The sequence below is a fragment of the Streptomyces sp. NPDC001709 genome (assembly GCF_053596375.1).
In genome coordinates this window covers 165,393-186,277 of the sequence record NZ_JBSFGB010000013.1, presented here as the reverse complement: position 1 = coordinate 186,277, position 20,885 = coordinate 165,393, and the positions used below count along the sequence as shown (strand labels likewise).

Below are 20,885 nucleotides of genomic sequence, written 5' to 3'. Positions count from 1 at the left end.
ATGGCCGACGATCCCTTGGCCCTCGGGGGTACGACCTTCTCGTCACGGCTGATCATGGGTACGGGCGGTGCGCCCAGCCTGGAGGTGCTGGAGCGGGCGCTGGTCGCCTCCGGCACGGAGCTGACGACGGTCGCGATGCGGCGGGTGGACCCCTCCGTGCACGGTTCGGTGCTGTCGGTGCTGGAGAAGCTGGGCATCCGGGTGCTGCCGAACACGGCGGGCTGTTTCACCGCCGGCGAGGCCGTGCTGACCGCGCGGCTGGCCCGGGAGGCGCTGGGTACGGACCTGATCAAGCTGGAGGTCATCGCCGACGAGCGGACGCTGCTGCCGGATCCGGTGGAGCTGCTGGAGGCGGCGGAGACGCTGGTCGACGACGGGTTCACGGTGCTGCCGTACACCAATGACGATCCTGTGCTGGCGCGGAAGCTGGAGGACGTGGGCTGTGCCGCGGTCATGCCGCTGGGGTCGCCCATCGGATCCGGGCTCGGGATTCGCAATCCCCACAACTTCCAGCTGATCGTCGAGCACGCGCGCGTGCCGGTGATTCTGGATGCGGGGGCCGGTACGGCGTCGGATGTGGCGCTGGCCATGGAGCTGGGGTGTGCGGGGGTGATGCTGGCCTCTGCGGTGACGCGGGCGCAGGAGCCGGAGGTGATGGCCGCCGCGATGAGGCATGCCGTGGAGGGGGGTCGGCTGGCTCGGCTGGCCGGGCGGATTCCACGGCGGTATCTCGCGCAGGCGTCGTCTCCTGCGGAGGGCTTGGCGGTGCTGGATCCCGAGCGTCCGGCGTTCTGAGCCTGTGCTGCGGTTGCCCGCCGTCGGCGGCCACCGGTGCGTGGGTGGTGTGGGAAGCGTTACAGGTCGGCTTCAGTGCCCGGCGGAAAGCGGTCTCGGCGGGGGACGTGTCGGTCCGTCCTCGTAGACTCCCCTGCGTGGATACGACCCTTCAGGACCCCCTCGTCGGGCAGGTGCTCGACGGCCGTTATCGCGTCGACGCGCGGATCGCGGTCGGCGGGATGGCCACGGTCTACCGGGCCCTGGACACCCGTCTGGACCGCGTGCTCGCGCTGAAGGTGATGCACCCGACGCTCGCCGCCGACGGATCCTTCGTGGAGCGGTTCATCCGGGAGGCGAAGTCCGTCGCCCGGCTCGCGCACCCGAATGTGGTGCAGGTCTTCGACCAGGGGACCGACGGGTCGTACGTGTACCTGGCGATGGAGTACATCGCCGGGTGCACCCTGCGGGACGTGCTGCGCGAGCGCAGGGCGCTGCAGCCCCGCGCCGCCCTCGACATCCTCGAGCCCGTCCTCGCCGCGCTCGGCGCCGCGCACCGGGCCGGTTTCGTGCACCGGGACATGAAGCCCGAAAACGTGCTGATAGGCGACGACGGGCGGGTCAAGGTCGCCGACTTCGGGCTTGTGCGGTCCGTGGACACGGTGACCAGTACGACCGGTGCCGTCCTCGGGACCGTGTCGTATCTCGCGCCCGAGCAGATCGAGCAGGGCACCGCCGATCCGCGCGTCGACGTGTACGCCTGCGGTGTCGTTCTGTACGAGATGCTGACGGGTGGGAAGCCCCACTGCGGGGACTCCCCCGCCCAGGTGCTCTACAAGCACATCCACGAAGACGTGCCGCCGCCCTCGGCGTTGGTGCCGGGGCTGCCGTACGAGCTGGACGAACTGGTCGCGTCGGCCACCGCGCGCAACCCGGACCTGCGGCCCCACGACGCCGTGGCGCTGCTCGCCCAGGTGCGCGAGGCGCGCCAGGGGCTGAGCGACGAGCAGCTGGACACGGTGCCGCCGCAGGCGCTGTCCGCGGAGCACGACAACGCCGAGGACCGCACGAGCGTGATACCGCGCTCGCTGACGGTGCCCCGCCCGCTGCCCGTGAACGAGGACGAGCCCGCCGTCCGGCACACCAGCCGGCTGCAGGCGCCCCCGGTGCCACCCCGGCGGCCGAGGCGCCTGGTGCTGACGATCGTCGCCGCCGTGCTGGTGGTGTTCGGTGTGGGCGCCGGGGTCTGGTACATCAACTCGGGCCAGTTCACGAAGGTCCCGCCGCTGCTGTCGAAGACCGAGGCCCAGGCGCGGGACCGGCTGAAGTCGGCCGGGCTGGAGGTCGGGCAGGTCAAGCGCGAGTACAACGACGCCGTCGCCCGGGGCACGGTCATCGGCACCGACCCCCGGCCGGGCGCGCGGATCCGCGACCACGACTCGGTGACGCTGACCATCTCGCTGGGCCCGGAGACGGTGAACGTGCCGGATGTGACGGGCCGGACGCTGGCCGAGGCGCGGGCGCGGCTGAAGGCGGACGGGCTGGAGCCGGGCATGGTCACCCAGGAGTTCAGCGAGGACGTCGCCAAGGGCTCCGTGATCGCCACGGCACCGCAGGCCGGCACCAAGCGGCACGCGGGCTCGGCCATCGCGCTGACCGTCAGCAAGGGCAGCCCGATCGACGTGCCGGACGTGACCGGTGACGATCCGGTGGATGCCAAGCAGGAGCTGACGGACGCCGGGCTGAAGGTGAAGATCGCCCCCGAGCAGGTCAACTCCGAGTACGACAAGGGCAAGGTGGCCCGGCAGAGCCCCGGCGACGGCAGCCGGGCCGCCGAGGGCGACACGGTGACTCTGACGCTGTCCAAGGGCCCGGAGATGGTCGAGGTGCCGGACGTGGTCGGCGACAGTGTCGACGACGCCCACAAGGCGCTGGAGGGCGCCGGGTTCAAGGTGGAGGAGGACCGCGGGATCCTCGGGCTGTTCGGTGACACGGTGAAGAAGCAGTCGGTGCGGGGCGGCGACAAGGCGCCCAAGGGGGCGACCATCACGATCACCATCCGGTGACCGGGGTCACCGGGACCGTGGTCCGGCGACCGGTGCGGGCATGACACCCTGAACGGGTGAGTCCCGATCCCTCGCTGTCCCGTCCGCGCAATCCCGTCGGCGGTCATGTCCCCGTGGCCGGCGGCCTGCATTCGGTGGGGCTGTCGTACGCCCGTGACCTGAAGGCGGAGACCGTGCAGGTCTTCGTGGCCAACCCGCGTGGCTGGGCCACGCCCGCCGGGAACCCGCGGCAGGACGAGGCGTTCCGGGAGGCCTGTGCGCAGGAGTCCGTCCCGGCGTACGTCCATGCGCCCTATCTGATCAACTTCGGCTCGCACACCGAGGCGACCGTGGAGCGGTCGGTGGAGTCGCTGCGGCACTCGCTGCGGCGGGGGCGGGAGATCGGTGCGCTGGGTGTGGTGGTGCACACCGGGAGCGCGACCGGCGGGCGAGCCCGGGCGGTGGCGCTGAAGCAGGTGCGGGAGCACATGCTGCCGCTGCTGGACGAGCTGACCCACGACGACGATCCGTTTCTGCTGCTGGAGTCGACGGCGGGCCAGGGTGCCTCGCTGTGCTCACGCACCTGGGACTTCGGCCCGTACTTCGAGGCGCTGGACGCGCACCCGAAGCTCGGGATCTGCCTGGACACCTGCCACGTCTTCGCCGCCGGGCACGATCTGACCGGGCCGAGCGGGATGCACCAGACGCTGGACCTGCTGGTGGACACGGTCGGCGAGGGCCGACTGAAGCTGATCCACGCCAACGACTCCAAGGACGTGGTCGGCGCACACAAGGACCGCCACGAGAACATCGGCGCCGGCCACATCGGCGAGGACCCGTTCCGCGCCCTCATGACCCACCCCGCGACCGCGGGCGTCCCGCTGATCATCGAGACGCCGGGCGGCAAGGAGGGACACGCGGCGGACGTGGAGCGGCTGAAGAAGCTCAGGGACGGCTGACACCCGGTCCGTCGCCGGAGGGCTACAGCTCCGGCCCCTCCCCGGGCTGCTCCTGGTAGGAGTAGCGCTGTTCCTTCCACGGGTCGCCGATGTTGTGGTAGCCGCGCTCCTCCCAGAAGCCGCGGCGGTCGGCGGTCATGTACTCGACGCCGCGGACCCATTTGGGCCCCTTCCAGGCGTAGAGGTGGGGGACGATCAGGCGGACCGGGAAGCCGTGCTCGGCGGTGAGGAGTTCGCCGTCCTTGTGGGTGGCGAAGATCGTGCGGTCGGAGGCGAAGTCGGACAGGCGGAGGTTCGAGCTGAAGCCGTACTCCGCCCAGACCATCACATGGGTGACGTCCGGCGCCGGCGGGGCGAGGTCGAGGATGGCGCGGGCGGGGATGCCGCCCCACTCCGCGCCGACCATGCTGAACTTGGTCACGCAGTGCAGATCGGCCACCACGGTGGTGTACGGCAGGGCCGTGAACTCCTCGTGGCCCCAGGTGTGCTTGTCACCGTCGGCGGTGGCGCCGAAGACCCGGAACTCCCAGCGCTCGGGGCGGAACTTCGGGACGGGCCCGTAGTGCGTGACCGGCCAGCCGCGCTGGAGCCGCTGCCCCGGCGGGAGCTCGGACCCTGCCGTTGCTCCAGACTCGCGCTCCACCGGATGACCCATGTATCCATCCTGACAGACCTCGGGCAGTGCCCTTGACCACGAGTCCGCGAACCGGACACATCACATCAAGCAAGCACTTACTTACTAAGTGCCCACTTACTGGACGATCTTTGTCGCCGATGCAATCATGCGGCCGCAACCTCTCCCGTTTCCCGTGTGGAAGGAGCCGCTGCGATGCAGGGCGACCCCGAGGTCATCGAGTTCCTCAACGAGCAGCTCACCGGCGAGCTGACCGCGATCAACCAGTACTTCCTGCACGCGAAGATGCAGGAGAACTTCGGCTGGTACAAGCTCGCCAAGTACACGCGGCACGAGTCGTTCGACGAGATGAAGCACGCGGAGGTGCTCACCGACCGGATCCTGTTCCTGGAGGGGCTGCCGAACTACCAGCGGCTGTTCCACGTCCGCATCGGGCAGACCGTGAAGGAGATGTTCGAGGCCGACCGGCAGATCGAGGTCGAGGCGATCGACCGGCTGCGGCGGGGCATCAAGGTGATGCGCGAGAAGGGCGACATCACGTCCGCCACCATCTTCGAGGACATCCTCGCCGACGAGGAGCACCACATCGACTATCTCGACACCCAGCTGGAGCTGGTGGAGAAGCTGGGCGAGGCGCTCTACATCTCCCAGATCATCGAGCAGCCCGAGAGCTAGGCGGCTTCCGGCAGCTCGGTGAGGACCGGCTTGCCCTGGTCGGCCAGTTCACGCCGGGGGCAGGCGCCCCGGCCGAGCAGCGCCTGAATGCGCCGTACACAGTTTCCGCAGTCCGTGCCCGCCTTGCAGGCGGAGGCAATCTGGCGGGGGGTGCAGGCGCCGTCCTCCGCGTGCTGCTTGACCTGCGCCTCGGTGATACCGAAGCAGCTGCACACGTACACGCGGATTCACCTCCCGACGGGGTCGCTGTATGACTGCCATCCCCTTGATCGGTGAGGCAAACCTAACCTTACCCGCCGCATAGGGTCGGCAAAAGTAGGGAGGGGCGCGGATCGTATGTGATCCGCGCCCCAGATCGCCCCACCGGTCCGGCCGGGTCCTACTGGTCCCGGTACATCTCCGCGACCAGGAACGCCAGGTCCAGCGACTGGCTGCGGTTCAGCCGCGGGTCGCAGGCCGTCTCGTAGCGCTGGTGCAGATCGTCGACGAAGATCTCGTCGCCGCCGCCCACGCACTCGGTGACATCGTCGCCGGTCAGCTCCACATGGATGCCGCCCGGGTGGGTGCCGAGCGCCTTGTGGACCTCGAAGAAGCCCTTGACCTCGTCGAGCACGTCGTCGAAGCGGCGGGTCTTGTGCCCGGAGGCCGCCTCGAAGGTGTTGCCGTGCATCGGGTCGGTCACCCAGGCCACCGTCGCACCGGACGCCGTGACCTTCTCCACCAGCTCGGGGAGCTTGTCCCGGATCTTGTCGGCGCCCATCCGGACGATGAAGGTCAGCCGGCCCGGCTCCCGCTCGGGGTCGAGGCGGTCGATGTACTTCAGCGCGTCCTCGGCCGTCGTCGTCGGGCCGAGCTTGATGCCGATCGGGTTGCGGATCTGCGAGGCGAACTCGATGTGCGCGTGGTCCAGCTGCCGGGTGCGCTCACCGATCCACACCATGTGCGCGGAGACGTCGTACAGCTTGCCGGTGCGCGAGTCGACCCGGGTCAGGGCGGACTCGTAGTCCAGCAGCAGCGCCTCGTGCGAGGAGAACAGCTCGACGGTCTTGAACTCCTCCGGGTCCGTGCCGCAGGCCCGCATGAAGTTCAGCGCGTTGTCGATCTCGCGCGCGAGCTGCTCGTAGCGCTGGCCCGACGGCGAGGTCTTCACGAAGTCCTGGTTCCAGGCGTGCACCTGGCGCAGGTCCGCGTAACCGCCGGTGGTGAAGGCACGCACCAGGTTCAGCGTGGACGCCGACGCGTGGTACATGCGCTTCAGCCGCTCGGGGTCCGGGATACGGGACGCCTCGGTGAAGTCGAAGCCGTTGACGGAGTCGCCCCGGTACACCGGGAGCGTCACGCCGTCGCGGGTCTCGGTCGGCTTGGAGCGCGGCTTGGAGTACTGCCCCGCGATACGGCCGACCTTCACCACGGGCACGGCGGCCGCGTAGGTGAGGACAGCACCCATCTGGAGCAGCGTCTTCAGCTTGTTGCGGATGTGGTCGGCGGACACCGCGTCGAAGGCCTCGGCGCAGTCGCCGCCCTGGAGGAGGAACGCCTCTCCCTTGGCGACGGCCGCCATCCGGGCGCGCAGCTGGTCGCACTCGCCCGCGAAGACGAGCGGCGGATACGACTCGAGGTCCGCGATCACTGCGCGCAGAGCCTCGGCGTCGGGGTACTCGGGCTGCTGCGCCGCGGGCAGGTTTCGCCAGGTGTTGCCAGCGCTCGGGCTGGTCTTAGCGTTCACGGTCACCTCGTAAACATTACGGGGTCGTGCCGCATGCCCCATCTTCTTGCTCGATAGGTGAGACGCGACGGTTGTCCTGTGGACGACGGGCGGCCCGGTGGACGGGTGCGGTAGGGTTCCCCGCATGTTCGCGCTTTCGATCCAGAACTGGTGGTGGACCGCTTCTCCGGCGGCCCGCTGATCGCGCGTACCCAGAACTTCGCGAAGGCCGCCCGAGGGGCGGCCTTCGGCGTTTCCGGGCCGTTCCTCACCGACATCGATCAGCCCCATCGACGGAAGAGGAACCATGGACCTGTCACTGCTGCCGCACGACGACCGCCCCTTCGCCCTGCTCCGCCGTCGCACCCCGGGCCGCGACGAGCACGTGGTGGAGGTCCTGCTCGGCCCGGTGACCAGCCACGACCGGCTCGCCGATCTGCCCGGCGAGGGCCTGGCGCTCGTCCCGTTCCGGCAGATCCGCGAGCGCGGCTTCGACGTCCGCGACGACGGCACCCCGCTGCTGGTACTGACGCCCGAGGAGTCGTACGAGATCCCGCTGGACGAGGCCCTCACCCAGCTCCCGACGCACGAGGTGCGCGTGCGGGGCGGAGGCTTCGACGTCGGCGACGAGGCGTACGGCGAGATCGTCGGGCGGGTGCTGGACGAGGAGATCGGCCGGGGCGCGGGCGCGAACTTCGTGATCCGGCGCACGTACGAGGGCGAGATCCCGGGGTTCGGCCGCGCCGACGCGCTCGCGCTGTTCCGGCGGCTGCTGGAGGGCGAGCGGGGCGCGTACTGGACGTTCGTCGTGCACACAGGGGACCGCACGCTGGTGGGGGCCAGCCCCGAGGTGCATGTGCGGATGTCCGGCGGGACGGTCGTGATGAACCCGATCAGCGGGACCTACCGCTATCCCGCCGAGGGGCCGACACCCGAGCACCTGCTCTCCTTCCTCGCCGACGGCAAGGAGATCGAGGAGCTGTCGATGGTCGTCGACGAGGAACTGAAGATGATGTGCACCGTCGGCGACATGGGCGGGGTGGTCGTCGGGCCGCGTCTGAAGGAGATGGCGCACCTCGCGCACACCGAGTACGAGCTGCGCGGGAAGTCCTCCCTGGATGTGCGGGAGGTGCTGCGGGAGACCATGTTCGCGGCGACGGTGACCGGCTCGCCGGTGCAGAACGCGTGCCGGGTGATCGAGCGCCACGAAGTGGGCGGCCGGGGCTACTACGCGGGTGCGCTGGCGCTGCTGGGGCAGGACTCCGGGGGCGCGCAGACCCTGGACTCCCCCATTCTGATCCGCACGGCGGACATCTCCGCCGAGGGACGTCTGCGCGTCCCGGTCGGGGCGACGCTGGTGCGCGGCTCGGACCCGGCGAGCGAGGTCGCGGAGACACACGCCAAGGCGGCGGGCGTACTGGCGGCCCTCGGGGTACGGCCGTCCCGGCCGCGCGGGGAGCGGGAGCGGCCCCGGCTGGCCGACGACCCCCGGGTGCGCGCGGCGCTGGACGGGCGCCGCTCGTCGCTGGCGCCGTTCTGGCTGCGGATGCAGGAGCGGTCGGCGGCCCTGGAGGGGCATGCCCTGGTGGTCGACGGCGAGGACACCTTCACGGCGATGCTCGCGCACGTGCTGCGGTCGAGCGGGCTGGACGTCACCGTCCGGCGGTACGACGAGCCCGGGCTGCGGGAGGCCGTGCTCGCGCACGGGGGGCCGGTCGTCCTCGGTCCCGGCCCGGGTGACCCCGGCGACCTGGACGATCCCAAGATGCGCGTCCTGCGCGCCCTGACCGCCGAGGTGATCCGGGAGCACCGGCACGGTGTCCTCGGGGTCTGCCTCGGGCACGAGCTGATCGCGGCGGAGCTGGGCCTGGAGATCGTACGGAAGGAGGTGCCGTACCAGGGTGCGCAGACGGAGATCGACCTGTTCGGGCGGAGCGAGACCGTCGGCTTCTACAACAGCTTCGCAGCGCGCTGCGACGACGAGGGGGCGCGCGAGCTGGCCGCGCACCAGGTCGAGGTGAGCCGGGCCGCGAACGGCGAGGTGCACGCGCTCCGGGGCCCCGGGTTCGGCGGGGTGCAGTTCCACCCGGAGTCGGTGCTGACGCTGAACGGGGCGGCGATCGTGCGGGAGCTGGTCGCCCAGCTGCGCCGCACGACCGTGTAGCGCTCCAGGGGCCGCCGTCAGCCGAAGAACACCCCGACCTCCTCGTACAGCTTCGGGTCCACCGTCTTCAGCTTGGCCGTGGCCTCGGCGATCGGGACGCGCACGATGTCGGTGCCGCGCAGGGCGACCATCTTGCCGAAGTCGCCCTCGCGGACGCAGTCGATGGCGTGCAGGCCGAAGCGGGTGGCGAGCCAGCGGTCGAAGGCGCTGGGGGTGCCGCCGCGCTGGATGTGCCCGAGGACCGTGGTGCGGGCCTCCTTGCCGGTGCGCTTCTCGATCTCCTTGGCCAGCCACTCGCCGACGCCGGAGAGGCGCACGTGCCCGAAGGAGTCCAGCGACTCGTCCTTGAGGACCACGTCGCCGTCCTTCGGCATGGCGCCCTCGGCGACGACGACGATCGGGGCGTACGAGGCCTTGAAGCGGGAGGTGATCCAGGCGCACACCTGGTCGAGGTCGAAGCGCTGTTCCGGGATGAGGATGACGTTGGCGCCGCCGGCCAGGCCGGAGTGGAGGGCGATCCAGCCGGCGTGGCGGCCCATCACCTCACAGACGAGGACCCGCATATGGGACTCGGCGGTGGTGTGCAGGCGGTCGATGGCCTCCGTGGCGATGCCGACCGCGGTGTCGAAGCCGAAGGTGTAGTCGGTGGCGGACAGGTCGTTGTCGATGGTCTTGGGCACGCCGACGACGGGGACGGCGTACTCGTCGGTGAGGCGCGCGGCCACGCCGAGCGTGTCCTCGCCGCCGATCGCGATGAGGGCCTCGACCTCCAGCTTGGCCAGGTTCTCCTTGATACGGCGGATGCCGTTCTCCTGCTTGAGGGGGTTGGTGCGCGAGGAGCCGAGGATGGTGCCGCCGCGCGGCAGGATGCCGCGCACCGCCGGGATGTCGAGGCGGACGGTGTCGCCTTCGAGGGGTCCGCGCCAGCCGTCCCGGAAGCCGACGAAGTCGTATCCGTACTCCTGAACGCCCTTGCGGACGATGCCCCGGATGACGGCGTTGAGCCCGGGGCAGTCGCCGCCTCCGGTCAGTACTCCGACCCGCATGGAAATGTCCCTTCGTCGCAGTTGCCTGACGCTCAGTCACGGTAAGGGTGATTCGCGTCACACAGCGAGAGGTGGGAAGGGTGATTCCGGTGAATTGTCAGGAGAGCGCTTGACCAGGCGGTTTCACGCGTCGTCGAGGCCCCGCTCTATGGCATACCGCACCAACTCCACCCTGTTGTGCAGTTGGAGCTTGCCCAGGGTGTTCTGCACATGGTTCTGGACCGTGCGGTGGGAGATGACGAGGCGTTCGGCGATCTGCTTGTAGCTCAGGCCCTTGGCGACCAGGCGCAGCACCTCCGTCTCCCGGTCCGTCAGCCGGGGCGCGCCGGGCTCGTCGGTGTCGGGGGCGGGCGCGGGCTCGGAGGCCAGGCGGCGGTACTCGCCGAGGACCAGCCCGGCGAGGCCCGGCGTGAACACCGGGTCGCCGACGGCGGTACGGCGCACGGCGTCCAGCAGCTCCTCGGTGGAGGCCGACTTCAGCAGATAGCCGGTCGCGCCGGACTTCACGGCCTCCAGCACGTCGGCGTGCTCACCGCTCGCGGACAGGACGAGGACGCGCAACGCCGGGTTGTGGCCGACCAGTTCCTTGCACACCTGGACCCCGGGCTTGGCGGGCAGGTTGAGGTCCAGCACGAGGACGTCGGGGGCGGCGGCCTTGGCGCGGCGGACCGCCTGCTCGCCGTCGCCGGCAGTGGCGACCACCTCGAAGCCGGACTCGGTCAGGTCCCGGGCGACCGCGTCGCGCCACATGGGGTGGTCGTCCACCACCATGACCTTGATCGGGTCCTGCTGCTCGCTCATCGACGCCCCGCCTCCACGTTCTTCGGTACCTTCAGTTCCACTTCCGTGCCCTGCCCGGGGACGGAGATCAGCTCGGCGCTGCCGCCCAGGTCGCGCAGCCGTCCGCGGATCGACTGGGCGACCCCGAGCCGGCCCTCGCCCTCGGCCTGGGCGAGCCGGCCCTCGGGGATGCCGGGGCCGTCGTCCCGGACGGTCACGACGACCTCGTCCGGCTCGTCCTCGACCAGGATCCAGGCCCGGGCCCCGTCGCCCGCGTGCTTGCGTACGTTGTCCAGGGCGGCGCCGACCGCGGCGGACAGCTCCCGCGCGGCCGGCCGGGGCAGCCGCACCGGCGCGCCGGGCTCGGCCAGGCTCACCCGGGCACCCGCGTGGGGCGCGAGCAGGGAGCGCAGGTCGAGCGGGCCCTCGTCGTCGGGCTCTTCCACCGCGCGTACGAACGCCCCGGCGGCGGCGTCCTCCGACACCCGGGACACCGGCACCAGACCGCCCGAGACCAGGGTGCGCAGCGCCACCTCCTGCTCCCCCGCGAGCCGCCCCAGCTCCGCCGCCTCGCCGCCGATGACCGCGCCGCGCCGCTGCACCATCGCCAGCACCTGCAGGACGCCGTCGTGGATGTCCCGGGCCAGCCGCTCCCGCTCCCGGGTCGCGGCCTCGATCTCCAGGGCGCGGGCGAGGGTCGCCTCGGAGGCGCGGGCGACCTCCACGACGTACCCGATGGCGATCGAGGCCACCCAGACCAGGATCACGTTGTGCACGGTGTCCCGGGCGGGGTGGCCGCGCTCGACCAGATTGACGGCGGCGACCGCCGTGGAGGCGACGGCCGCCCAGCGCCAGCCGCCCTTGAGGGCGAAGGCCAGCACCGGGCCGGCGGTCCATATCGACGGCAGGGTGGGACCGCCGCCCGCGATCCGCTCGTGGTTGTCGGCGAGCGGGGTGAGCAGGATCCCGGTGAGCGCGAGGGTCAGGTCGGCCGCCAGGAAGCGCTTGGTGCAGCTCGCCGCGTTCCGCACCCAGGGCAGGGTGGCCAGGGTCCACACGAAGAGGACGGCGTAGTAGGCGACGGCCACCCAGGGGCGGACGAAGTGCGGGTACGCGGTGGCGCACAGGCCGATGGCGTACAACATGGTCAGGACGCGGTAGCCGGAGAGCGCGCGCCACAGCGGCAGCTCGACCGACATCCTCATCACGCGCTCGCGCCTGGGCATCTCCCCCCGTCCCCCCGGCCCCTCCGTCAGGCCTCTCCAGGCCCGTTCAGGCCTCTGCCTTCTTCTTCTCGGCGTCCTTCTTCTCGGCGTCCTTGGCCGCCTTCGCCGCCTTCGCCGCCTCCGCGATCTGCCGCTTGGCCGCCGTCGCGTACATGTCGACGTACTCCTGGCCGGAAAGCTTCATGATCTCGTACATGACCTCGTCGGTCAGGGCGCGCAGGACGAAGCGGTCGTGCTCCATGCCCTGGTAGCGCCTGAAGTCCAGCGGCTTGCCGATGCGGATGCCGGGCCGCATCAGCTTCGGCATCACCTTGCCGGGCGGCTGGATCTTCTCGGTGTCGATCATGGCCACCGGGATGACCGGCGCGCCGGTGGCGAGGGCCACGCGCGCGAGGCCGCCGGGCTTGCCCCGGTAGAGCCGGCCGTCGGGCGAGCGGGTGCCCTCGGGGTAGATACCGAACAACTCGCCGCGCTCCAGCACCTCTATGCCGCTCTTGATCGCGGCCTCGCCGGCGCCGCGCGCACCGGAGCGGTCCACCGGGAGCTGTCCGACGCCCTTGAAGAAGGCGGCGGTCAGCCGGCCCTTCACACCCGGCGTGGTGAAGTACTCGGCCTTCGCGATGAAGGTGACCTTGCGGTCCAGGACCGCGGGCAGGAAGAACGAGTCCGAGAAGGACAGGTGATTACTCGCCAGGATCGCGGCGCCTTCGGCCGGTATGTTCTCCAGGCCCTCCACCCAGGGCCTGAAGGCGACCTTCAGCGGACCCCCGATGGCGACCTTCATCGTGCCGTACAACACCCGCTTGCCTCCTGTTTCCGTCGAACAGACCTTAACCCTTCAGGACCGTCAAAGGGCCCGACGACCCTGGTCGGTGTCGGTGCCGTCGCGTACGGTGAAGCACATCCGCACGTTTCCCTCACGCCTTCGCCGGTCACCGGTGGGGCCCCGTCAGGAACAGGAGCGTCGAAGGTGCCGGTCCTCCCCGGAGCCGAGCCGTACCGCCACGAGGGCGGGGAGGTGGGGGTCCTCCTCTGCCACGGCTTCACCGGCTCGCCCCAGTCGCTGCGCCCCTGGGCGGAGCACCATGCGGCGCACGGTCTGACCGTGTCGCTGCCGCTGCTGCCCGGCCATGGCACCCGCTGGGAGGACATGCAGGTCACCGGCTGGCAGGACTGGTATGCGGAGGTGGACCGCGAGCTGCGCCTCCTTACCGAGCGCTGTTCGCGGGTGTTCGTGGCGGGCCTGTCGATGGGCGGCGCGCTGGCACTCAGGCTGGCCGCCCGGCACGGGGAGAGGGTCACGGGCGCGGTGGTCGTCAACCCGGCGAACAAGGTGCACGGCCTGTCGGCGTACGCCCTTCCGGTGGCCCGGCATCTCGTTCGGACGACGAAGGGCATCGCCAGCGACATCGCCAAGGAGGGCGCGGCCGAGCTGGGGTACGACCGGGTGCCGCTGCACGCGGCGCACTCGCTGCGGGTGTTCCTGCGCCACCTGGACGGCGAGCTGCCCCAGGTCACCCAGCCGTTGCTGCTGCTGCGCAGCGCCCAGGACCATGTCGTGCCCGCGGCCGACTCGGCCCGGGTGCTGAGCCGGGTTTCGTCCACGGACGTACGGGAGATCGTGCTGGAACACAGCTACCACGTGGCGACGTTGGACCAGGATGCGGACCGGATCTTCGAGGAGAGCCTCGCCTTCATGGGCCGGCTCGCACCCAGTCTCGGCAAGGAAGGGACGGCCACAGGTGGCTGAGCACGAGTCCGACCGCGAGGACCGCGAGGACCGCGAGCCGGACGAGCAGGGGCTGCCCTTCGACGAGGACGCCGCGTGGCGGGCCATCGTCGCCGGGTACGGCGTGGAGCCGCCGGACCCGCCGGGCGCCAGGCCCTTCAAGCCGGTGGAGGACCTGGCCCTGCCGGAGAACGACACGCTGCCGGAGAAGGACACCGGGAGCGACACCGACAAGGCGCCGGTCCGGCCGCTGGGCAGCTCGGTGTCCTTCGCACCCGGTGTCGGGCCGCGCGACTACAGCCCGCCCGAACCCTCCGAGGAGGACTTCGACGAGGACGACGAGGGCCACTTCGTACCGCCTGAGCCGCCGCCGCTGCCGGCCGCCGACGCCGCCGCGAAGTTCGCGTGGCTGGGTGTCGTCGGCGGGCCGATCCTGCTCCTGCTGGCGGTGGTGCTCGGCTGGGAGATGACGTGGTGGCTGACGACCCTCGGCATCGGCGGCTTCCTCGGCGGGTTCGCCACGCTGGTGATGCGCATGCGCACGGACGACGAGGAGGACGACGACCCGGGGCGGGGCGCGGTGGTCTGAACTTTGTACGAGTTCTGCGGGGCTCACCTATCGTGAGCCCATGCCGCGCGATTCCCTCACCCAGGAACAGATCGTCCGGACCGCCGTGGAGCTGCTGGACGACGAGGGCCTCGAAGGCCTGAACATGCGCAGCCTGGGCAAACGGCTGGGGGCCGCGGCGACCGCCGTCTACTGGCATGTGAAGAACAAGGACGACCTCGTGCTGCTCGCCGCCGACCGGGTGTGGCACGAGGTGGAGCTGCCGGCGCTCGACGCGGACGACTGGCGGGGCGCGGCCACGGCGATGGCCGACCGGCTGCACGCGATGCTCGCGCGGCATCCGTGGCTGGTGCAGGCGATCGGCTCCCATCTGCTCTACGGCACCGGCAAGGCCCGTTACGACGACCATCTCCTCGGGGTCTTCGAGACGGGCGGGTTCACGCCGCAGGAGGCGGATCGGGCGGCCGGTGCGGTGGTGACGTACGTGCTGGGCAGCTCGCTCGGCACCTCGGCCGTCGCCTCCCTGACCCGGAAGCTGCGGCGGGCCGGGGAGGACGCGGAGGGCATGCTGTCGCAGACCCTGGCCAAGGCGGCCGAGGTGGCGGAGCCGTTTCCGCGGTTGCGAGAGCGGCTCGGGACGCCGGCGGCCGCGGAGTACGGGGAGGCGCCCGACGGCAGCTACGCGGCGGGGTTGCGGGCACTGCTCGACGGACTGCGGCCGGGTGGAACGGACACCGCGCCCGGTACCGCCCGAACGGCCGGGGACGCTGCTCGCTGAGAGGCGCCTCCCCCAGAGGGAGCGCCTCGGTCAGGACCGGGTGAAGAGGCGGCCGGCCAGGTCGACCCCCGTCACCGTGCCGTCGTCCGCACGTGAGAAGAAGCCCTTCTGCCCCTTCAGGCCGCCCTCCATGACGATGTACTCGTCACCGTCCCCCGGCAGGAAGCCGATCTCCGCGGCCGGATAGTCCGGCGGCATCTCCACGTCCGACGCCGCGCGGAGCTCCGGCTTGATGCCGACGGCGAGTGTGAGCCGGCCGCCCTCCGTCGCGATGTCGAGGTTCAGCGCGTCGATCTCGTACCGCCCGGCGACCTCCCGCGCCCGCTCCTCGTCGTACGGCAGCGGCTCCGGTTCCCGCTCGACCACACCGAGGTACAGCTCAAGCGCCCGCTTCAGCACCGCCTGATTGAACTGGTAGCCGTCCGGGCCGGCGTTGGCCAGCGAGACGACGGCGAAGTCCCGCTCCGGCACGAGGAGCAGCTCGGCGAACTGCCCGTTGCCCGAGCCGCCGTGTCCGACCGTGCGCACGCCCTCCACGTCCCGCAGGAACCAGCCGATGCCGAACGCGTCGCCGAGCGTGCTGCCCCGCAGCTCGACGCTCGGCTCCCGCATACGGCGCAGCGTCCCGGCGGCCAGCAGGCCCGCCCCGTCGCCCAGCTGGAACCGCGCCCAGCGCAGCAGATCGCTCGCCGAGGAGACGACACCGCCGCCGGGGTTGTTGCCGCGCAGTCCGGCCCGCCGGGACTTCCAGGGGCGGGCCAGGGTGAAGGAGCCGTCCGCGGCCCGGTTGTGGCCCACCGCGAAGCGCCGGACCACGACGTCGTCCAGGTCGAAGACGGTGTCGGTCAGGCCCAGCGGCTCCAGGACCAGCTCCGCCAGCGCCTTCTCGAACGGCAGGCCGGTGACGTTCTCCACCACCCGGCCGAGCAGGTTGTAGCCGGCCTGGCTGTAGGAGGCGCGGGCGCCGGGCGGGCCGATCAGCGGGAGCCGGTCGAGTTGGTCCACGAAGGCGGCCAGTGAGCCGTCGCCCTCGTCGGCGTCGATCAGGTTCCAGTCCAGGCCCGCCGTGTGGTTGAGCAGGTTCAGCACGGTGATCCGGGCGGCGGTCTCCTCGTCGGCCAGGCGCAGCTCGGGGACGTACCGGCGGACCGGCGCGTCGAGGTCCACCCCTCCCCGCTCGACCAGGCGCATCAGCGCGGTCGCCGTGAAGCTCTTGCTGACCGAGGCCAGGTGGAAGAGCGTGTGCTCGTCGATCGGCAGGGGGTGCTCCACGTTCGTGACGCCGTGGCCGACATGGATCTCCTCGCCGCCGGTCAGCACGGCCACGGCGGCCCCCGGCACCCCGTACTCCTTCGCCGCCGTCTCCACGAACGCGGCCAGCGACTCCCGCTTCCCCGACATCAGGGTCCCCCTCCTGGGCGTATGCAGTACTTGAACTAAGTACAGGAAGGACTGTAGAGCGGGCTCGGCAGGGCCCACAAGGTGTTTGCTGTACTTAGTTCAAGCGGAAGCCACGCCACCGGAGCGGAACTCACGCCACCGGCACGCGCAGTGCCGCGAGGACCGGGAGGTGGTCCGTGGCCGCGATCAGGTCGGCCCGGGTGACGCCCGGCTGGTCCAGGGGGACCCCACAGCCGAGCACCTCGATGTCCTTCGTCGCGAAGACGGCGTCGATGCGCTCGGGAGGGTCGCTGTGCGGCCAGGTGGTCTCGCCGCCCCAGGGGGACACGGCCCGGCAGTCCTGGAGCCGGGCGGAGAGCAGCCGGAAGGTTCGGCCGCCGGGGCCTTCGTTCAGGTCGCCGCCGGCGACGACGTGCTCGACGCCGAGTCCGGCGACGCGGTCGAGGAACATGGCGCCCTGCTCGTACCGCTCGTTCTCCTCGAGGCTGAGGTGGCAGCTGACCACGCCCAGACGGGCGGCGCCGAAGCGGACCACCGCCGTGGCGAGGCCGCGCCGGTGGAGGCCGGGGGTGAGGGGCAGGAGGACGTCTTCCGTGCGCTCCACGGTGGCCCGGAGCGAGCAGAGGATCGCGGGGCCCGCGGCGGTGGCCCCACCGGTGAGGACGACCTGGCCGGAGGCCTTGGCGAGGCGGGCGAGCTTTTTGCGCCAGCGGAAGAAGAGGGGGGCTTCCTGGATGAGGACCAGGTCGGGGGCGCAGGCGGTGATGATCCTGGCCAGGGCGTGGGTGTCGTCGCGCATCGAGCGGATGTTGTAGCTCAGGACGCGGATCACGGCTGAACCGTCAGGGTCCGTGCGGGAGTTGGGAAGCAGCTCCATGTGGATCAATGTACGCCCAACAGCTCGGGGCGCGGGGATCGTACGCGACTGCCGGTGCGTTGTGGCTTGTCGCGCGGTTCCTCGCGCCCCTGGGTAAGTACAGTGAAACCCTCTTACATGATCGGGTCGGGCTCCCGCGCCAGGTCCGCCGCGCCCACCAGGCCCGCCTTGTTGCCGAGCTGGGCCGCGATCACGTCGGCGACCGGGCGCCAGTTGCCGCCGACCAGCCAGCGCTTGTAGGACTTGCGGATCGGGTCGAGGACCAGTTCGCCCTCGTCGGAGAGGCCGCCGCCGACGATGAATGCGGACGGGTCGAAGAGGGAGGCCAGGTCGGCGAGGCCCGCGCCGGCCCAGCGGGCCAGCTCGCGGTAGGAGTCGACGGCGACCGGGTCGCCCTGGCGGGCGGCCATGGAGATGTGCTTGCCCTCGATGCCGTCGGGGGTGCCGTCGCCGAGCGAGAGCAGCAGCTCGGCGCTCTCGGGGGTGGCGTTGGCGCGCTGCTTGGCGTATCTGACCAGGGCGCGGCCGGAGGCGTACTGCTCCCAGCAGCCCTGCGAGCCGCAGCCGCACAGCAGGCCGTCCGGGACCATCCGGATGTGGCCGAACTCGGCGGCCACGCCGAAGTGGCCGCGGCGCAGCTTGTTTCCGATGATGATGCCGCCGCCGAGGCCGGTGCCGAGCGTGATGCAGATGACGTTGCGGTGGCCCTTGCCGGCGCCGAACTTGTACTCGCCCCAGGCGGCAGCGTTGGCGTCGTTCTCGACCACGACCGGGAGGCCCACGCGGGCCTCGACCTTCTCCTTCAGCGGCTCCTGGCGCCAGTCGATGTTCGGCGCGAAGTACACCGTCGAGCGCTGCCGGTTCACGTAACCGGCCGCACCGATGCCCACGCCGACGATCTCGTGGCCGGCGCGCGCGCCCTCCACTGCCGAGGCGATGGCGTCCACGATGGCCTCGGGCGTGGTGGGGGTCGGCACCTTGAAGGTCGAGAGGATGTTGCCTTCCTCGTCGACCACGCCGGCCGCGATCTTGGTGCCGCCGATGTCGACGCCGATGGTGAGTCCCATGAATCCCTCAGTTTCGGTCGAGCCCCGCTACGGCCAACCGTACCCGAGGCCCTGCCGTGCAAGGGCTTCAGTCCAGGTCGATGCGTTCGCCCGGGCCGGTGCCCTCGCCCCGGTCGCGCCGGCCTTTCGGATCCTCGCGGGTGAGGTCGTCGGCCGTGCGGGCGGTCCAGCGGCGCTCCTGGGCCTGGATGGCGGAGCGGTAGGCGGCGAGCAGTTCGCCGCCGGCCGCGGCCAGGTGGTCGAAGACGTCCGGATTGCGGTCTATGACGGGCTCGACGGCGGCCTTGGCCTGCTGGACGACCTGGCGCACCATCTGCTGGGCGGCGGGTCCGGCGAGGCCGCCGAGGAGCGGTGACTGGAGGCCGGACAGCTTGTCGGCCACCGTGTCCACGAGCTTCTTCAGTTCCTCGGCTGCCGAGCCCGGCTGCGGGCCGTGCTCGGTGCGGCGGCGGGCCTTCTCGGCGGCGAGGTCCTCGGCGCAGGCCGTGGCCCAGGCGTCGGCGTCGGTCGCCCGCCCCTGTTCCTCATGCTCCTCGGGATACTCCTCGGAGTATTCCTCGGACGAGTCGGATGCGGGACGCTCTTCGCTCATGGCGGACTCCTGACTACGGTTCGCCTTTACGACGTTACCCGAACGGGCGTACCCGGATCACCGTGCCGTGGCGGGCCACAGGTCGGGGTCCGGGGCGAAGCGGATGCGCAGCTCGCCCTCGCGCAGGGCGGCCCCGGCGACGGTGCAGCGACGCAGGGCCGAGGGCAGCGGCACGATCCGCCGGAAGGGGCCGGCGGTGAGGACGAGTTCGTCGCCGCGCCGGACCAGGTCCAGCTCGTCCCGTATCGCGCCGGGCAGCGGGATGTGCCAGACCAGTACGCCGTCCTCGCCCCTGTGGTCGGTGACGGGCCACTCGACGGGGGCGGGCGCCGGGTTGACGGGCGGCACGGCGAGGACGGTGAGGTCGTCGCCGCCGCGCGGGTCGCGGCCGAGGTGGGGGACGGGGTGGACGTCGTACGGCTGCTCCTGCCAGTCGGCGAGTGCCTTGCGCTGCTGGGCGAGGAGGGAGGAGAGCCAGCTGTCCGGGGCGGTCTCGGGCAGGGTGCGGTTGGCGATCAGGGCCTCGGTGCGCAGGCCGCGTACGGCGAGGCCGAGGGCGGCGGTGCGTACGGCGTCGGCGCCGGCCGGGCCGGGTTCGGCGACCAGGCGTACGGCGGTGTTCCGGTCGGTGAGGACGGCCTCGACGGCGGCCAGTTCGACGTCCCAGCGGGCGGCGGTCTCGTACAGCCAGTCGGACGGCATGGGCACGCCGGCCAGCCGGCCGAGGACCGGGCGCAGGGCGCGGGCCGCCTGCCGCTCGGGCGGAAGCAGGCGGCGCAGATAGCGGCGCAGCTCCTCGGGGAGGGCGAGCAGGGCGAGGGCCTGCGGGAGGGGCGGGAGGTCTACGACGAGGAGGTCATGGCGCTCGGACAGCGCCGCGTCCCTGACGGCCCGCAGGAAGGACAGCTCCTCGGCGCCGGGCAGCGGGGTGACCTCCTCAGCGTCCAGGCGGGCGGCGCCGAGCAGGTCGAGGACGTTCGCGGCGCGGGCCTGGAAGCCGGTGAGGTCCTCACGGAACCGGGCGACGGCGTCGGGCCGCCAGGCGGTGAGGTTCGGTGCGGCTTCCTCGGGCACCGGTCCTGTCGCGGAGCCGAGCGCCGAGCCGAGGGTGTCGGTGCGGTCGGCGCTGAGCAGGAGGGTGCGGGTGCCCTCGCGGGCGGCGCGCAGTGCGGTGGCGGCGGCGATCGTCGTACGACCGCCGCCGCCCGGGCCCGTGATCAGGATGGTGCGCATGAGGGTGAACGGTAACGGAGGGCCGGGTGCGGCCGACGCGGCTGCACCCGGTACTGCGGACAGCCGGGGGTCGGTCGCGCGACCCGGCGCCGACGGGTTGCCGCCTGCGCCCACCCGTGCCGCCCCAGCGGCACGACTGCGGAGGGGTGGGGGGAACTACTGGTCCGACTCCACCCTCTTCTTCAGGCCCGCCAGTGCTCGGTCGATGATGACCTTCTCGGCCTTGCGCTTGATCATGCCGAGCATGGGGATCTTGACGTCCACCGTGAGGAGGTAGGTGACCTCCGTCGTGCCGGGGCCGGTGGGCTTGAGGATGTAGGAGCCGTCCAGGGAGCGCAGCATCTGGGACTTGACCAGGGTCCAGGAGACCTCGTTGTCGCCGGTCCAGGTGTAGGCCAGCGTCTGGTCGTCCTTGATCGCCCCCGCGTCCATGACGAGGCGGACCTGCTCGGCGCGGCCCTGGTCGTCGGTCTCGAGGACCTGCGCCTCCTTCACCTCGCCCGTCCAGTCCGGGTAGCGGGCGAAGTCGGCGATCACCCCCATGACGTCGGCCGGTGCCGCCTCGATCGTGATGCTCGAGCTGGTGTGTTCCGCCATCGCCGTGGCTCCTCCAGATGCGGGCCGGTACAGAG

At 71.4% G+C, this 20,885-nt stretch carries 22 protein-coding genes; 9 read left to right on the top strand and 13 right to left on the bottom strand.

Features of this window, described 5'->3' with window-relative positions; translation table 11 throughout:
• From ACWC0C_RS20850 to ACWC0C_RS20840, 3 genes are all read left to right on the top strand, one after another.
• The gene (locus tag ACWC0C_RS20850; protein ID WP_449198345.1) at positions 1 to 795 is read left to right on the top strand and encodes a thiazole synthase; all 795 of its coding nucleotides are present in this window, start codon (positions 1 to 3) and stop codon (positions 793 to 795) included.
• A 137-nt stretch (positions 796 to 932) separates the two neighbouring features.
• Complete coding sequence (gene pknB, locus ACWC0C_RS20845) at positions 933 to 2,840, top strand: Stk1 family PASTA domain-containing Ser/Thr kinase (RefSeq protein ID WP_450865198.1); 1,908 nt, start codon at positions 933 to 935, stop codon at positions 2,838 to 2,840.
• 56 nt (positions 2,841 to 2,896) lie between these two features.
• Positions 2,897 to 3,778 (top strand): deoxyribonuclease IV, encoded by an 882-nt coding sequence (locus ACWC0C_RS20840; protein WP_449198343.1) that lies wholly within the window; start codon positions 2,897 to 2,899, stop codon positions 3,776 to 3,778.
• Between the two features lie 22 nt (positions 3,779 to 3,800).
• On the opposite strand, the gene ACWC0C_RS20835 is transcribed toward ACWC0C_RS20840, so the two are convergent.
• Positions 3,801 to 4,433: a sulfite oxidase-like oxidoreductase gene (locus ACWC0C_RS20835; RefSeq protein WP_450865197.1), complete on the bottom strand. Its 633-nt coding sequence runs from the start codon at positions 4,431 to 4,433 to the stop codon at positions 3,801 to 3,803.
• Between the two features lie 174 nt (positions 4,434 to 4,607).
• Here ACWC0C_RS20835 and bfr point away from each other — a divergent pair, with 174 nt between their 5' ends.
• Positions 4,608 to 5,087: a bacterioferritin gene (gene bfr / locus ACWC0C_RS20830; protein ID WP_449198341.1), complete on the top strand. Its 480-nt coding sequence runs from the start codon at positions 4,608 to 4,610 to the stop codon at positions 5,085 to 5,087.
• On the opposite strand, the gene ACWC0C_RS20825 is transcribed toward bfr, so the two are convergent.
• Positions 5,084 to 5,308 (bottom strand): (2Fe-2S)-binding protein, encoded by a 225-nt coding sequence (locus ACWC0C_RS20825; protein ID WP_449198340.1) that lies wholly within the window; start codon positions 5,306 to 5,308, stop codon positions 5,084 to 5,086. The genes bfr and ACWC0C_RS20825 overlap by 4 nt on opposite strands.
• 158 nt (positions 5,309 to 5,466) lie before the next feature.
• On the bottom strand, positions 5,467 to 6,819 hold the full coding sequence (locus tag ACWC0C_RS20820; protein ID WP_449198339.1) for a class II 3-deoxy-7-phosphoheptulonate synthase: 1,353 nt from the start codon (positions 6,817 to 6,819) through the stop codon (positions 5,467 to 5,469).
• A gap of 118 nt (positions 6,820 to 6,937) precedes the next feature.
• Here ACWC0C_RS20820 and ACWC0C_RS20815 point away from each other — a divergent pair, with 118 nt between their 5' ends.
• Both ACWC0C_RS20815 and ACWC0C_RS20810 read left to right on the top strand, forming a co-directional pair.
• Positions 6,938 to 6,994 (top strand): trp operon leader peptide, encoded by a 57-nt coding sequence (locus ACWC0C_RS20815; protein WP_107440922.1) that lies wholly within the window; start codon positions 6,938 to 6,940, stop codon positions 6,992 to 6,994.
• A 105-nt stretch (positions 6,995 to 7,099) separates the two neighbouring features.
• Positions 7,100 to 8,956, top strand: coding sequence for an anthranilate synthase family protein (locus ACWC0C_RS20810; RefSeq protein WP_450865196.1), 1,857 nt, complete (start codon positions 7,100 to 7,102; stop codon positions 8,954 to 8,956).
• Between the two features lie 17 nt (positions 8,957 to 8,973).
• On the opposite strand, the gene ACWC0C_RS20805 is transcribed toward ACWC0C_RS20810, so the two are convergent.
• From ACWC0C_RS20805 to ACWC0C_RS20790, 4 genes are all read right to left on the bottom strand, one after another.
• The gene (locus ACWC0C_RS20805; RefSeq protein WP_450865195.1) at positions 8,974 to 10,002 is read right to left on the bottom strand and encodes a 6-phosphofructokinase; all 1,029 of its coding nucleotides are present in this window, start codon (positions 10,000 to 10,002) and stop codon (positions 8,974 to 8,976) included.
• Positions 10,003 to 10,125: 123 nt separating this feature from the next.
• Positions 10,126 to 10,803, bottom strand: a complete 678-nt coding sequence (locus ACWC0C_RS20800; RefSeq protein WP_449198336.1) for a response regulator — start codon at positions 10,801 to 10,803, stop codon at positions 10,126 to 10,128.
• Complete coding sequence (gene macS, locus ACWC0C_RS20795; RefSeq protein ID WP_450865194.1) at positions 10,800 to 12,008, bottom strand: MacS family sensor histidine kinase; 1,209 nt, start codon at positions 12,006 to 12,008, stop codon at positions 10,800 to 10,802. The genes ACWC0C_RS20800 and macS overlap by 4 nt, the downstream gene beginning before the upstream one ends.
• Positions 12,009 to 12,054: 46 nt before the next feature.
• Entirely contained in the window at positions 12,055 to 12,807 is a 753-nt protein-coding gene (locus ACWC0C_RS20790) for a lysophospholipid acyltransferase family protein (RefSeq protein ID WP_449198334.1), read from the bottom strand.
• Positions 12,808 to 12,978: 171 nt separating this feature from the next.
• Between ACWC0C_RS20790 and ACWC0C_RS20785 the strand changes: the two genes are divergently transcribed.
• From ACWC0C_RS20785 to ACWC0C_RS20775, 3 genes are read left to right on the top strand one after another with little or no spacing between them, the layout of a single operon-like run.
• Entirely contained in the window at positions 12,979 to 13,758 is a 780-nt protein-coding gene (locus ACWC0C_RS20785) for an alpha/beta hydrolase (protein WP_450865193.1), read from the top strand.
• The gene (locus ACWC0C_RS20780; RefSeq protein ID WP_449198332.1) at positions 13,751 to 14,326 is read left to right on the top strand and encodes a hypothetical protein; all 576 of its coding nucleotides are present in this window, start codon (positions 13,751 to 13,753) and stop codon (positions 14,324 to 14,326) included. The genes ACWC0C_RS20785 and ACWC0C_RS20780 overlap by 8 nt, the downstream gene beginning before the upstream one ends.
• Before the next feature lie 40 nt (positions 14,327 to 14,366).
• On the top strand, positions 14,367 to 15,083 hold the full coding sequence (locus tag ACWC0C_RS20775; RefSeq protein ID WP_450865192.1) for a TetR/AcrR family transcriptional regulator: 717 nt from the start codon (positions 14,367 to 14,369) through the stop codon (positions 15,081 to 15,083).
• A gap of 30 nt (positions 15,084 to 15,113) precedes the next feature.
• Here the strand turns inward: ACWC0C_RS20775 and ACWC0C_RS20770 are convergent, their stop codons facing one another.
• The 6 genes from ACWC0C_RS20770 to ACWC0C_RS20745 all read right to left on the bottom strand — a co-directional run bounded on the left by ACWC0C_RS20770 (position 15,114) and on the right by ACWC0C_RS20745 (position 20,850).
• Positions 15,114 to 16,484 (bottom strand): serine hydrolase domain-containing protein, encoded by a 1,371-nt coding sequence (locus ACWC0C_RS20770; protein WP_450865191.1) that lies wholly within the window; start codon positions 16,482 to 16,484, stop codon positions 15,114 to 15,116.
• Between the two features lie 130 nt (positions 16,485 to 16,614).
• Positions 16,615 to 17,361 carry an endonuclease/exonuclease/phosphatase family protein gene (locus ACWC0C_RS20765; protein WP_449198329.1) on the bottom strand — a complete coding sequence of 249 codons (747 nt, stop codon included), beginning with the start codon at positions 17,359 to 17,361 and terminating at the stop codon, positions 16,615 to 16,617.
• A gap of 113 nt (positions 17,362 to 17,474) precedes the next feature.
• Positions 17,475 to 18,428, bottom strand: a complete 954-nt coding sequence (locus ACWC0C_RS20760) for an ROK family glucokinase (protein WP_449198327.1) — start codon at positions 18,426 to 18,428, stop codon at positions 17,475 to 17,477.
• A gap of 67 nt (positions 18,429 to 18,495) precedes the next feature.
• Complete coding sequence (locus ACWC0C_RS20755; RefSeq protein ID WP_449198326.1) at positions 18,496 to 19,020, bottom strand: DUF5304 domain-containing protein; 525 nt, start codon at positions 19,018 to 19,020, stop codon at positions 18,496 to 18,498.
• Between the two features lie 57 nt (positions 19,021 to 19,077).
• The gene (locus ACWC0C_RS20750; protein WP_450865190.1) at positions 19,078 to 20,253 is read right to left on the bottom strand and encodes an ArsA family ATPase; all 1,176 of its coding nucleotides are present in this window, start codon (positions 20,251 to 20,253) and stop codon (positions 19,078 to 19,080) included.
• A gap of 156 nt (positions 20,254 to 20,409) precedes the next feature.
• Complete coding sequence (locus tag ACWC0C_RS20745) at positions 20,410 to 20,850, bottom strand: SRPBCC family protein (RefSeq protein WP_449198324.1); 441 nt, start codon at positions 20,848 to 20,850, stop codon at positions 20,410 to 20,412.
• Between the last annotated feature and the right edge of the window lie 35 nt (positions 20,851 to 20,885).

Bases quoted from the DNA above. Each gene is read 5' to 3' on its own strand.
- ACWC0C_RS20850 (WP_449198345.1), top strand. From the start codon at position 1: ATGGCCGACGATCCCTTGGCCCTCGGGGGTACGACCTTCTCGTCACGG.
- ACWC0C_RS20835 (WP_450865197.1), bottom strand. From the start codon at position 4,433: ATGGGTCATCCGGTGGAGCGCGAGTCTGGAGCAACGGCAGGGTCCGAG.
- bfr (WP_449198341.1), top strand. From the start codon at position 4,608: ATGCAGGGCGACCCCGAGGTCATCGAGTTCCTCAACGAGCAGCTCACC.
- ACWC0C_RS20810 (WP_450865196.1), top strand. From the start codon at position 7,100: ATGGACCTGTCACTGCTGCCGCACGACGACCGCCCCTTCGCCCTGCTC.
- ACWC0C_RS20805 (WP_450865195.1), bottom strand. From the start codon at position 10,002: ATGCGGGTCGGAGTACTGACCGGAGGCGGCGACTGCCCCGGGCTCAAC.
- ACWC0C_RS20800 (WP_449198336.1), bottom strand. From the start codon at position 10,803: ATGAGCGAGCAGCAGGACCCGATCAAGGTCATGGTGGTGGACGACCAC.
- macS (WP_450865194.1), bottom strand. From the start codon at position 12,008: ATGCCCAGGCGCGAGCGCGTGATGAGGATGTCGGTCGAGCTGCCGCTG.
- ACWC0C_RS20775 (WP_450865192.1), top strand. From the start codon at position 14,367: ATGCCGCGCGATTCCCTCACCCAGGAACAGATCGTCCGGACCGCCGTG.
- ACWC0C_RS20770 (WP_450865191.1), bottom strand. From the start codon at position 16,484: ATGTCGGGGAAGCGGGAGTCGCTGGCCGCGTTCGTGGAGACGGCGGCG.
- ACWC0C_RS20765 (WP_449198329.1), bottom strand. From the start codon at position 17,361: ATGGAGCTGCTTCCCAACTCCCGCACGGACCCTGACGGTTCAGCCGTG.
- ACWC0C_RS20760 (WP_449198327.1), bottom strand. From the start codon at position 18,428: ATGGGACTCACCATCGGCGTCGACATCGGCGGCACCAAGATCGCGGCC.
- ACWC0C_RS20755 (WP_449198326.1), bottom strand. From the start codon at position 19,020: ATGAGCGAAGAGCGTCCCGCATCCGACTCGTCCGAGGAATACTCCGAG.
- ACWC0C_RS20750 (WP_450865190.1), bottom strand. From the start codon at position 20,253: ATGCGCACCATCCTGATCACGGGCCCGGGCGGCGGCGGTCGTACGACG.
- ACWC0C_RS20745 (WP_449198324.1), bottom strand. From the start codon at position 20,850: ATGGCGGAACACACCAGCTCGAGCATCACGATCGAGGCGGCACCGGCC.